At 62.5% G+C, this 12,269-nt stretch carries 8 protein-coding genes and 3 tRNA genes; 7 read left to right on the top strand and 4 right to left on the bottom strand.

Annotated elements, in window-relative coordinates:
* The first annotated feature begins 215 nt into the window (after positions 1–215).
* The 7 genes from ACX9NZ_RS03665 (at position 216) to ACX9NZ_RS03635 (ending at position 9,744) form a co-directional block, all read left to right on the top strand.
* The gene (locus tag ACX9NZ_RS03665; RefSeq protein WP_118653780.1) at positions 216–905 is read left to right on the top strand and encodes a response regulator transcription factor; all 690 of its coding nucleotides are present in this window, start codon (positions 216–218) and stop codon (positions 903–905) included.
* Positions 906–908: 3 nt separating this feature from the next.
* Complete coding sequence (locus ACX9NZ_RS03660) at positions 909–2,078, top strand: sensor histidine kinase (RefSeq protein WP_294123500.1); 1,170 nt, start codon at positions 909–911, stop codon at positions 2,076–2,078.
* Positions 2,079–2,298: 220 nt separating this feature from the next.
* Positions 2,299–2,979 (top strand): ABC transporter ATP-binding protein, encoded by a 681-nt coding sequence (locus ACX9NZ_RS03655; RefSeq protein ID WP_294158912.1) that lies wholly within the window; start codon positions 2,299–2,301, stop codon positions 2,977–2,979.
* A 1-nt stretch (position 2,980) separates the two neighbouring features.
* Positions 2,981–6,160: an ABC transporter permease gene (locus tag ACX9NZ_RS03650; protein WP_407496406.1), complete on the top strand. Its 3,180-nt coding sequence runs from the start codon at positions 2,981–2,983 to the stop codon at positions 6,158–6,160.
* A 127-nt stretch (positions 6,161–6,287) separates the two neighbouring features.
* Positions 6,288–7,772, top strand: a complete 1,485-nt coding sequence (locus tag ACX9NZ_RS03645; protein WP_304291918.1) for an efflux RND transporter periplasmic adaptor subunit — start codon at positions 6,288–6,290, stop codon at positions 7,770–7,772.
* Positions 7,772–8,512 (top strand): ABC transporter ATP-binding protein, encoded by a 741-nt coding sequence (locus ACX9NZ_RS03640; RefSeq protein ID WP_304291916.1) that lies wholly within the window; start codon positions 7,772–7,774, stop codon positions 8,510–8,512. Before ACX9NZ_RS03645 ends, ACX9NZ_RS03640 begins: the two co-directional genes overlap by 1 nt.
* Complete coding sequence (locus ACX9NZ_RS03635) at positions 8,509–9,744, top strand: ABC transporter permease (RefSeq protein WP_304291914.1); 1,236 nt, start codon at positions 8,509–8,511, stop codon at positions 9,742–9,744. Before ACX9NZ_RS03640 ends, ACX9NZ_RS03635 begins: the two co-directional genes overlap by 4 nt.
* 400 nt (positions 9,745–10,144) lie before the next feature.
* Here the strand turns inward: ACX9NZ_RS03635 and ACX9NZ_RS03630 are convergent.
* The 4 genes from ACX9NZ_RS03630 to ACX9NZ_RS03615 form a co-directional block, all read right to left on the bottom strand.
* Positions 10,145–10,221 (bottom strand) — tRNA-Glu (locus ACX9NZ_RS03630).
* Positions 10,222–10,258: 37 nt separating this feature from the next.
* A tRNA-Glu gene (locus tag ACX9NZ_RS03625) sits at positions 10,259–10,335 on the bottom strand.
* Between the two features lie 25 nt (positions 10,336–10,360).
* Positions 10,361–10,434, bottom strand: a tRNA-Gln gene (locus tag ACX9NZ_RS03620).
* Between the two features lie 99 nt (positions 10,435–10,533).
* On the bottom strand, positions 10,534–12,264 hold the full coding sequence (locus tag ACX9NZ_RS03615; RefSeq protein ID WP_407496403.1) for an ABC transporter ATP-binding protein: 1,731 nt from the start codon (positions 12,262–12,264) through the stop codon (positions 10,534–10,536).
* Positions 12,265–12,269: the final 5 nt, after the last annotated feature.

The raw sequence follows: 12,269 nt of genomic DNA, 5'->3' as shown, positions 1-12,269 counted from the left end.
CAGCTCTCATGGTAATCGTTGTCTGAACGCAGCCATTATAGCTTAGACGAGCACCGACAACAGGAGGCCAATCGCTCGCAAATGGCGAGGTATCGCTTGCGTAAACCCCACTTACAGAAGTGTCACCCCGCGTTGGCTCCACTCGATTTTACAATGGAGACACATGCCCGAAATCACCGGCACCGTTCGCATCAAACGCGATTTGGAGGCACATCTTGTCAACCCGCATCCTTCTGGTCGAAGACGACCCCCTCATCATCGAGGCTCTCACCGAGCTCCTCGTCGAGTCGGGCTATCACGTCGACACCGCGGACACGCAGCAGCGTGCCATCGAACTCGCCGTGCCCGCAGCGGGATTGCACCCCTATCAGCTCGTGCTCCTTGACGTCACGCTCAGGCAGGGCAACGGATTCGCAGTCTGCGCAGCCATCAAGGAGAACACTCCGGACGTCCCCGTGATCTTCCTCACCGCATCCGACGATGAGTTCAACACGGTCACCGGGCTTCAAATGGGTGCCGACGACTACGTTGCCAAGCCCTTTCGCCCACGCGAGCTGCTCGCCCGCATCGCCGCGACCATTAGGCGCTCGCAGCCAAGCAGACGCATCGTGGGCCTCGGGCCCATACGTATCGACACCGATCGTGCGTATGTCGAACGGGCGGGCAAGGAGCTCACGCTCTCGGCACTCGAATATCGCCTGCTGTTGCTCTTCGCTACCAATCCTGGCAAGCTCGTGACACGCGACAAGATACGCGACGCCCTTTGGGACAGCGCAGGGACCTACATCGAGGAGAACACCCTGTCCGTCTACATCAAGCGCCTGCGCGACAAGATTGAAGACGACCCCAGCCACCCCAGGCTCATCCAAACCGTCCGCGGCATGGGCTACAAGGCGGAAGGGTAACCGATGCTGTTGAGGAATCGAGAGGCGCGTCGCGCGCTCATAGCTTGCATCGTCCTGACTATCGCGGGAAGCGCCGTGGCATATCTGGGAACCGTGCACATCATCGAGCACGCCCAAACACCATCATATCTGGTCGCGACGGGCGTGACGGAAGAGGATGTCGCGAGCACGTTCACACTGAGCTCTCTCGCTGGAAACGCCGCGGGGGTGGCCGCCCTCAGCACCCTCGCCACGGGGTCACTGGTCACCGGTGTCTTCATCATTACCACCCGTCATCGGTACCGTGAGCTCGCACGCATGGCGCAGAATCTGGACCGTGTTCTCGCCGGGGAACGCGACATAAAACTACGCGACATGAACGAGGGAGAGCTCGCCATTCTCTCCAGCGAGATCGACAAGGTCATCGCACGCCTGCACCTCACCGTCGATGAGCTGCAGGCAGAAAAGCTCGCCCTCTCGGACGCGCTCGCCGATATCTCGCATCAGCTCAAAACGCCCTTGACCTCCATCGCCATCAGCACCGAGCTCATCCGCGACCGTCTGGCCGAACGCGGGGACGCACGTGACATAGTCGAACGCCTGCGTCTGGTGCAAAGGCTCCAAGGGCGCGTTGAGGACCTGGTGTCCGCCCTGCTCAAGCTCGCGCGGATCGACGCCGGCGTCATCAAGCTCGTGAGCGGCCCGGTCGACGCCTCCGAGCTTGTGCGCAAGAGCTTTGAGCCCCTCGCCATCGCCTTCGATATCGCTGGTGTGGATTTCTCCTCATCCGTTCAGGAGGGATCCGGATACGAGGGCGATTTGTCCTGGAGCATCGAGGCGCTCGGCAACATACTCAAGAACTGCATGGAGCACACGCCGGCAGGGGGACGCGTGACCCTGTGCGTCACGCAAGATGTCCTGGCGTGTCGCATACGCGTGGAGGACACCGGCCCGGGCATCGCCGAGGCCGACCTTCCCCACATCTTCGAGCGTTTCTACCGCGGGGAACGAGGTCGTGCCGAAGACGAGCCCTCGACCGAGGTGAATCCGGCGGGAGTCGGCATCGGACTTTCGCTCGCCAAAAGCCTCGTCACGGCCCAAGGAGGCACCCTCACCGCCGAGAACGTTCGAGATGAGGCAGGCGCGGTCACGGGGGCCGCATTCACCATCGTCTTCTTCAAGACAGTCGTGTAGGGGGCAACGAGCGATTGCGGATCCATACGCTTTGTGTCACGGACCGCTTCGCTCCAGAACCGCCCTTGCGACATGCAACACCGCCCAATGCCTGCTGCCACCGCCCCCCAACGCCACGGGATCATTGCGCACGTGACATATCTGTCACCCCGCGGTCATGGCATGGAAAGGACACTCGTCCAGTATCGTAGACAAGCATCCGCTAGGCGAAAGGACGGCCATGAACATACTCGAAGTCGAGCATCTCACCCGCGTATACGGATCGGGCGACACGGCCGTGACCGCCCTCGACGATGTGAGCTTCTCCGTCGAAGCAGGCGAGTTCATCGCGATCATCGGCAGCTCGGGGTCGGGCAAATCGACCCTCATGCACCTCATGGGTGGCGTCGACCGCCCCACCTCCGGCACCGTCAAGCTGCAGGGGCAGGACATCTTCGCCCGTAGCGATGAGCAGCTGGCCGTATTCCGTCGTCGAGAGGTGGGGCTGGTCTACCAGTTCTACAATCTCATTCCCGTACTCGATGTAGTCGAAAACATGACGCTTCCCGTCCTCATGGACGGACGCACCATCAACGAGCAGCGGCTTTCGGCGCTCATGCGCGCGCTCGGCCTCACCGGTCGCGAGCACTACCTTCCTAACCAGCTCTCCGGCGGCCAGCAGCAGCGCGTCGCGATCGGTCGAGCCCTCATGAACGCCCCCTCCGTTGTTCTCGCCGACGAGCCCACCGGCAATCTCGATTCGAGAAACTCCGCCGAGATCATGAACTTGTTGAGGGCCTCGAACAAACAATTCAAGCAGACCCTCATCGTCATCACCCACGACGAGGATGTCGCGCTTATGGCCGACCGCGTGATCGCCATCGAGGACGGCCGCGTCGTGAGTGATGAGCGGAGGATCTAACATGCTGACGAACCGCGCCCCTCACGCCGCATCGGACGCGGCGCGCACTTCCCCACTCGCCTCGCATACCGGCATCTTCTGGCACTTCGCCGCCCGCTCGCTCAGGCTCAACCGCACGCGCACCGTTGTCTCCATCATCGGCATCGCCCTGTCGTGCGCGCTCATCACGGCCATCTTCACGAGCGTCGTCACCCTGTACGGCGGCCTGCTCAAAGCTGAAATCGTCACTGACGGCACTTGGCAGGTCGAACTGGTGAACGTGCCCGAAGACGAGCTCGAAGCCGTGCATACCGACGCGCGCGTGGAGGAAAGCTATGATCGCATCTCATACGGCGATGCCCTCATGCCCAAGAGCTTTGAGGGGTACTGGGGCCGCTACCTGAGCGTACAGGAATGGCCCACGGCGGACGCCGTGGGAGATCTCAAGCCGCTCCCCACCATCCCCGAGGGCCGCGCGCCCGAGGCCGCCGACGAGATCGTCCTCGACCTCGACCTCAAGGGCATGACCGTCGAGAACGGCAGACAACTCTACGACGCCCCGCCCTCGACCGTTAAGGACGCTGACGCCCCGCGTGCCAGCTGGGACGGTGCCCTCGAGATCGGTAGCACCATTGAGCTTGCACTCGGCCAGCGTATGTTCGTGGACGCCGAGAGCGGCACGGAGATTCCCTGCCTCTACGACGAGTCGCTCTATACCACCACGACCGATAAGGGCGATGTGATCAGTGAGTACCTGGCCGACATCGAACCCGCTCGGACGTACAAGGTCGTGGGCTTCTATGCACCCAAGAACGCGCAAGCCATGGACGTGTGGGGCTACTCCCTGCCTGGATATTTGGGCTTCGTCTCCTCGTCAGACCTCCCGGTGCGTCAGACGAGCGTGTACCTCACCACCAACCTTACCAGTCGCGCCGCGATCGACAAGTTCATCGGGGATTACACCGGCCTCGACCACGCCCTCTTCAACGGCGGCAATCGGGGCGACCTCGAGAACATGACCGTAACTGGCCAGACCGTCGCGTATTCGCATGACTCCCTCCTGCGCTACCAGGGTATGACGGACGACCGCTCCATCTGGGGAACCCTCTACACGCTTGCCGCGATCCTCTCAACCGTGGTGATCGTCGCCTCCATATCGCTCATCTACAACTCCTTCGCCATCGCGGTGTCCGAGCGCACCCGTCAGTTCGGGCTGCTGTCCTCGCTCGGAGCCAGTAAGCGCCAGTTGCGCCGCACGGTCTACGCCGAGGCACTCATGCTCGCCGGCATTGGCATCCCCATAGGCCTGGCCGTCGGGCTCGCAGGCACCTTCGTGGTGTTCAACGTCGCGGGCGAGGGCATAGGCATGCTCATCGACCAGGAGGCTTTCGCCGGCACGGGTCTCACCTCCATCACCGTGAACCCCATCGTGCTAGCCGTCTGCGCCCTGCTGGCACTCGTGACGGTGCTCGTCAGTGCCGCCATTCCGGCGTGGCGCGCGAGCCGCGTGTCCGCCGTGGACGCCATCCGCGCGAGCCGCGATGTGCGCCTCACCCGCCGTGAACGCCGCGGCATACGCGGCATGGGACGAGCCGCACGCACCGGAGCTAACGCACACCCCATCGCGCGCACCCTCGACGGCCTGCGCCTTCGCATGGGCGGCGTGCCGGCGCTGCTCTCCCATCGCAACCTCACGCGTGCCAGCTCCAAGGGACGCGTCGCCGTCGCCTCGCTCGCAGTCTCCGTCGCGCTCATCATCATTTCCGGTGGCATCTCGCACTACCTCGGCTTTCTCACCCAAGTGGTCGACAGCGGCGGTGGCGATATCGAGGTGAACCTCAGCCGCATGCTGACGGACGAAGAGACCACCGCTGACGGCGTCGCCGCGATAGACCAGGCGTATCGAGAGCTCGGCGGCGCGAAGACCGCTACCGGCAACGGCTACATGATCATGAGTTCGCTCTTCGCCAGCTTCGACGCCGGCATGATCGACTACGACGAGCTGTCCAGCCAAAGCGACCAATACGATATGCCCGACCGTGGGCAGACGGCGGACGGCACCGTGTACGCGCCCACCTCGGTCCTGTTCGTCGACGAGGACTCCTGGCGCGAGATCCTCGAGGCCAACGGGCTCGACGAGGCACGCTACGACGACCCCGACAGCCCCGTGGCCGTAGCGCTCAACGGTACGCAAACCAACGACGGCAGGCGCTATTCGGTGCGTGACCTGTTCGAGGGCACGGGCTCAGCGCGTATCTTCACGAACATCTCGACCGTGGAGGACACCTCGCTCGTCGAGGTTGGAGTCGAAGATAGTGCCCCCATCGTGCGCTACGAGGGCTACGGCAGCGGCGACGAGGCGCGCTACGACGAAGACGGCAACCCGATCTTCCGCAACGTGACCCGCCCGCTCGAAGAGGTTCTGCTCGATTCGTACGACCTGCCCGTAGGCGCGATCGTCAAGACCTTCCCCGACTCCATCAAGTCCTACGCGTCCATCTGGCCCACCCTCGTGCTGCCCGTGAGCGCCCTGCCCGCGCTGGCAGCCAACACGGAGGACGTGAAGACCGACGTCGACACCGGCAGCCTCGCCGCGCCCTTCGCGTTCCACTCGGCGCAAGGGTCGTACGGCAATGCGATGTACGCCTACCTCTCCTACGACGCGGAGGACTCGCGCGCCGCCGAGACCGAGATGAACACGATGGTCGCCAGCGACTTAAGCGGATCCGAGTGGTACACCACGCACCTCACCAACAATGCCGAGAACGTGCGAACCTCCCATCTCATGGCCGAGACCGTGCAGCTGTTCATCACCTGTTTCATCCTCATCACCAGCGCCATCGCCGTGGCCAACGTATTCAACACGCTCACGAACTCGATCATCCTGCGCCGACGCGAGTTCGCCATGCTCAAGAGCATCGGCATGGGCAACCGCGCATTCTGGCGCATGATCGCACTCGAGTGCCTGTCCTACGCATGGCGCGGGCTTGCCCTCGGGCTCGCACTCGGCGGCATCGTGACGTTCTTCATCTACCAGGCCATGATGATGAGCTTTGCGGGGCTTGACTTCGTGGTGCCCGCTGGCTGGGTATTCGCCGCCGTTGGCGTGGTCGTGCTCGTGCTCGCGCTCTCGACCATTTACGCTTTACGGAAGTCAAGTGTCGGGTCCATCGTGCAGACCCTGCGCGAGGACGCCATCTAATGAGCGAGGGATGCGCCGGGGGTGGGCGCGCCGAGCATTCCACGCGCATCCTCAAATGTGAGTGATGCGCAGGCTGCACCCGCCTCCTTCGCCCCACGACCGTATCAACACGACGAAAGGATCGACCGTGTCCGATTCCACGCCCGAGAACACCAACCCCACCGACGAGTTCCCGAGCACGCTCGAAGACGCTCCGCAGCCCACGCGGAAACTCAAGCTCCCCGAGGTCATACCGGTGATTCACCGCGGACCGAGCAGTGACGGCGGTACAACCGGTGCGCCGACGGGCGACGGTTCGCCCTACGCTGAGGACGCCGACGCGACGCCGCTTGAGGGCTCCGATGCAGAGGCATACGCGGCCCTCAAGGCCAAGCGCGCAGAGCGCCGCAAGAAGAAGCTCATCCACCGCGCCATCATCGCCGGCATAGCGGGTGCCCTCGTCATCGGCGGCGTCGTTGCCGTGAACGTGCTCAACCAACAGCCCGAGCAGGTCATGGAAGCCGTGACCGACATCGCGACGCAGGGCACGTTCTCCACGGTCATCGATTCAAAGGGCACTCTGCAGCCCATGTCCTCGACGGTCATCACGCCCGAGGTGACCGGACAGATCGAGTCCATCAACGTCGTCGCCGGGCAGCACGTGAACGAGGGCGACGTCCTCATGGCCATCAAGAACCCGGACCTCGACCGCGCCGTCGCCGAGGCGGAGCGAAACCTCAAACAGGCGAAGTCCGACTTAAACCTTGCCCAACAGACGCTCAACCAGGCCAGCCAGATCGCCGCGGCACCCACAAATGATCCGAATGCGGCCTCCGTCGATGACACCTCGAGCACGCAGTCGGCCGTCAACAGCGCACGATCTGCCGTAGAGGCTGCGCAGGCAGCGTACGACGACGCGGTCTCCAAAGCCGCGCTGCGCACGGTGAAGGCACCCGCAGGCGGCTCCATCGTCGCGCTCAACGCACAGGTGGGAGCCGACGTCGCCGAGAGCCTGGGCGGGACGAACGGGACGAGCGGACCCCTCATGCAGATCGCCGACCTCTCCAAGATGAAGGTCACTATCCAGGTTGATGAGCAGGATATCGCGAGCGTCGCCGTGGACCAGACCGCGACCATCACCTGTCCTGCCTTCACCGACCTCACGCTCACCGGACGCGTCACGGCAATCGCCTCCATCGCCTCGGGCGACACATCGACGATGTCCTATGACATGGGCGGCTCCCCCACCTTCGCCGTCGATATCCTCATAGATGCTCCCGACGCGCGCCTCAAGCCGGGAATGACCGCCGAGGTCTCACTCACCACACAGCAACTCGACAACGTCGTGATGGTACCCGTGACGGCCCTTCTCACCGATGACGGGCAGAGCTACTACGTCAACGTCGAGACCGACCCCGAGACGCACGCCATGGAGCGTCTCGACGTCGATGTCATCGCCAAGAACGACGACTTCGCCGTGATCGGCAAACCCGCCGACGCGCCTGCAGACCAGAACCCCGACATGCCCGAATCTCCCCTTTCGGACAGTGATGTCCTCGTAATAGCAGGCGGGAGCATGCCCGAGGTCATGGCTGACGGGGTAGAGTCCGGCGGCGGAATGGCGGTGCTCTAATGGCCGTCCGCCCCGTCATTGATATACGCCATATCCACCGCATCTTCGAAAGCGACGCAGGGCTGGCTCACATCTTGCACGACATCTCGCTCTCCGTGATGCCCGGCGAGTTCGTGGCGATCACCGGCCCCTCGGGCTCCGGCAAGTCGACCCTCATGAACATCCTGGGCTGCCTTGATACACCCACCTCTGGACGCTATCTGCTCGAGGGCCTCAACGTGGCGGAGCTCACCGACGATGAGCTTGCTGAGGTCCGCGCACTGCGCATCGGGTTCGTGTTCCAGAGCTTCAACCTGCTGCCGCGCATGACCGTGCTCGACAACGTGATGCTACCGCTCTCCTATACCGATGTGCCGCGCCGCGAGCGTGAAATGCGCGCCGTGCATGCACTGCGCGCCGTGGGGCTGCCGGTGGACCATTACGACCATCGCACGAACGAGCTCTCAGGCGGCCAGATGCAACGCGTCGCCATTGCCCGCGCGCTCGTAAACGACCCGGCGATCATCCTTGCGGACGAGCCGACGGGAAACCTCGACTCCACCACCGGGCGGCAGGTCATGGACGCCTTTCACGCGCTCAAGCGCACCGGCAAGACCATCGTGCTCATCACGCACGACGCCGGCATCGCGGCCGAGGCGGACCGCGCCGTGCAAATCCGCGATGGACGCATCTTCAAGGGTGCCTATATCCCCTCGCCCAGCCCTTCCTCCCCCTCACTTCAGATCGGAGGTGCACGATGAGTTTCACCGACCTTGCGCGCGAGGCGTTACGCTCACTCGAAGCCAACCGCGGCCGCAGCCTGCTCACCATCCTCGGCATCGTCATCGGCATCGCCGCCGTCATCGCCATGACATCGCTCATCGGAGGCGTGCGTAACAGCCTCATAAGCGGCATGGGCCTCAACGCAGCGCGCATCGTCTACATCAATTGCGGCTATCCGCTCACGGACGACGACCTAGAGGACCTCAAGCGCCTTATGCCCGACTACGAGGCCATTGAGGGGACGTGCGACAGCTATACGCAGGTGCAGATGGGCGATAAAACCGTGAGCGCGGGCATCACGGGTGCCAGCCCCACATTCCTCGAGATGACCGGTGCTGCCTCCAAGCTCGCCGAGGGACGCATCTACACGTCCGCAGAGGCAGACGCGAGCAGCCGCGTGGCCCTCATTGGGCGCAACGGCGTCGAGGCGTTCTTCGGCAGCCCGGGTGCCGAAGCGGTTGGCAAGACCATCCAGCTCAACAACAAGAGCTACACGGTGCTCGGCATCCTCGACGACGGCACGACGGGCACGGACTACTGCAACATTTACATGCCCAAGGCCACCGTCTTACAGGATTTCTCCCAGGACTGGGAATATCTTTCGAGCGTCGTGGGCCTAGCACGCGAAGGTGTTGACATCGAGTCCATCCAAGCCCAGACGGTCGAGCAGATCGCTACGCTCAAGAACATCCCCGAGGAGGACCGCGAATCGATGGTCTCCGTATGGTCCATGAAATCATCGATCGACCAGCTTGATACGTTCATGATGTCCTTCCAACTCATGATGGGATCTGTAGCGGGGATCTCCCTGCTTGTGGGTGGCATCGGCATCATGAACATGATGCTCACCAACGTGACCGAGAGGATTCGCGAAATCGGCGTGCGCCGTGCGCTCGGCGCCCGCAGACGCGATATCACTCTGCAATTCTTGGCAGAGAGCGCGACGCTATGCGTTGCCGGCGGCATCTTGGGCACACTCGCCGGATACGGAATCGCCTGGGGACTTGCGATCGGTGCCGGCGCCCTTGGCTTCGATCTGGGAAGCATGACGGGGATGGGTTCGACCGGAGCGGCGCTAACCCCTGCAGTGGAACCCGGCGCCATCGCACTTGCCGTCGGCATATCTATACTTATTGGCCTGGTATTCGGCTACTACCCAGCGCGGCGTGCGGCCAAACTCGATCCCGTCGAGTGCCTGCGATATCAGTGACATCGCCCGAGAGTGTAGAACCCGCGGCAACTGAACCTTGATCAGCCCCTGTGTGGCCCAGAATGTGAGACATTCTGGGCCACACATACAAATATCGACTATGTGTACCGTCTTCGCTTGATCCATGCGCACCGGCGAACCTGTTCAAGGACATTTGTTTATTATTTTTCGATAATCGGCGTTGATATAGCCCGTCGGAGCAGAAGAATCGTGCTCCGAGCTGCAAGTTGACGGCGATTTTGGTACACATTGTCGTTTTTTGTAATCTGAGTTGGCGGGCAGCATCCCTGCACCGAAAAAGCGAACGATCTCATCGATAGCGGTCGTGATGAACGCGTAGACACGAGTTTTGGAATAAAAATTTGGCGAACCAAAAGAATGGTTCGCCAAAAGAAAAGTTTGGTAGCCCGTACCGGATTCGAACCGGTGATCTCCGCCTTGAGAGGGCGGCGTCCTGAACCGCTAGACGAACGGGCCGTTATGTAGAGGAGCTTACGAGTGCCCCGAGAACTCATGGTAGCCCGTACCGGATTCGAACCGGTGATCTCCGCCTTGAGAGGGCGGCGTCCTGAACCGCTAGACGAACGGGCCAAAAGCGAGAAGCAAGCAGCGCATATGGCTGGGATGGAGGGAGTCGAACCCCCATTGACGGAACCAGAATCCGCTGTCCTGCCATTAGACGACATCCCAAGGTGATGCGCGTCACGCCTCAGCGCGAGGAAATACTATACGGAATCGTCTCTCTTCGCGCAAGCCCCAAACACAAAGTTTTTTGAGTTTGTGGACGTATTACGAACGCAGCAGCTCAGAATACGACCTTGTGGCTATCCGGCGAACGAGCGCGGGGTGATGCGAGACGAAAATCAAGCCGAACCTCATCTGAACTTGCAGATGCAGGATCTGACGCCACAGCTCCGCCTGCGTCACCAGATCGAGCATCGCCGTCGATTCGTCGCATATCAAAATCGCCGGGCGCGTCATGAAAGCGCGCACAAGGCAGAACCTCATGAGTTCCCCACCAGAGAGCTCATGAGGCAGACGGTCGAGCCAGCCCCTGTGAATTCCAAAGCGCTCAAGAAGCTCTTGCGTCCACGGAGCATCGAAATCACCCGCCTCGGCAAGTGATGCCTCCATGCGCATACGGGGATCGAAGGCCTTCTCGGGATGCTGGGAGATGAGCTGCACGCGCCGCGGCGAACGCCCCCTCTCCCCTGCAGATGCCCCCTCGACACGCACCGATCCAGCTGAGGGCTCCATATACCCCGCAAGCACGCGGCAGAGGGTCGTTTTCCCTGCACCAGATGCCCCCAGAAGCGCCACGCGCTCGTTGGCGCGAACCGTAAGCTCAACGTCGGCAAAGAGCGGCTCCTTCGCAGCGTATGCGAAGGAGAGACCGTGAGCCTCCAGAAGCACCGGCTCTGCCGCATCGGGGCTCCCAGGTGGCAACGAAGCCCCCACGGCGTCATCCGGGTCACCAACTCCCCCACCTACCCCATGGAGGGCAATGAGCTCGCGACACAAGGCCTGCGAAAACGGATCCTCGAGCAAATGCGGGTTGGCGAAGCAGCGGGCCGCAGTCTCCTCAACCACGCGCCCATCCTTGAACACCGCAATGCGGTCCGCAACACGCACCGCCAGCTCAAGATCGTGCGTGATGAGGATGACGCCCGCACCGGTATCGGCAAATGCCCGAAGATCATCGACAGCCCGTACGGAAAGTTCGACGTCAAGTCCAGGCGTGGGTTCATCGGCAATCAAAAGGCGCGGCTCCTCCATAAGGGCGCACATGAGCAGTACGCGACGCGCCATGCCGCCCGAGAGCTCATGGGGATACATTTGCTCGACCTCGGGTGCCAGGCCATACAGCTCGAACAGTTCCCGCTGACGAACCTCGCGGCGGCAACGGTCGCGCAGCCGCTCCGCACGCGTAACGCCTCGCGGAGCGCCCTGAACCTGCCTGCCCACCCGCATGAGCGGGTCGAGATGCGACACACTCTGAGGAACGAGGCTTACACCGCTGCCCCTCAAACGTGCAAGCGAGCGGGCATTCATTTGCTCGCCATCGAACCAGATGTCACCCGAGACCGTGGAATTTGGCTCATAGAGCCCCAGTAGCGCATCGGCGAGCACGGTTTTTCCCGAACCGCTTGCGCCCACGACCGCCACCATCTCCCCCTCGTGAACGGAAAGCGTGAGACCATGAAGGACTTCGCCCCTCGAACGCTGAGAAAAGATACGGCTCAGGCGGGACGAGGGCCCCGAGTTGCCCGCGCGAGCCTCACCGCGTGAATCGCGCGTCTCAACGCAAGCGGCGGCGTACCGGTCAAATGAAACCGTTAGCCCCTCGACCGTGAGAAGATGGTAGCTGCCCGGATGATGAGATGACGGTGCGTGCGTATGGTTATGGTGCCGCTCAGTGTCGGCATGGCGCTCCCCATGCTCTCCTGTGCCACACGGCGAATTCCCGCCCTCCCGACAAGCGGAGCGACGCAAGCACGGAGCGGCAGATTGGTCGGTCATCTCTC

It is taken from the genome of Collinsella sp. BM28, from assembly GCF_054551995.1.
This window is presented reverse-complemented; position numbering and strand designations above follow the sequence as displayed.

Bases quoted from the DNA above. Each gene is read 5' to 3' on its own strand.
- ACX9NZ_RS03660 (WP_294123500.1), top strand. From the start codon at position 909: ATGCTGTTGAGGAATCGAGAGGCGCGTCGCGCGCTCATAGCTTGCATC.
- ACX9NZ_RS03655 (WP_294158912.1), top strand. From the start codon at position 2,299: ATGAACATACTCGAAGTCGAGCATCTCACCCGCGTATACGGATCGGGC.
- ACX9NZ_RS03650 (WP_407496406.1), top strand. From the start codon at position 2,981: ATGCTGACGAACCGCGCCCCTCACGCCGCATCGGACGCGGCGCGCACT.
- ACX9NZ_RS03640 (WP_304291916.1), top strand. From the start codon at position 7,772: ATGGCCGTCCGCCCCGTCATTGATATACGCCATATCCACCGCATCTTC.
- ACX9NZ_RS03635 (WP_304291914.1), top strand. From the start codon at position 8,509: ATGAGTTTCACCGACCTTGCGCGCGAGGCGTTACGCTCACTCGAAGCC.
- ACX9NZ_RS03615 (WP_407496403.1), bottom strand. From the start codon at position 12,264: ATGACCGACCAATCTGCCGCTCCGTGCTTGCGTCGCTCCGCTTGTCGG.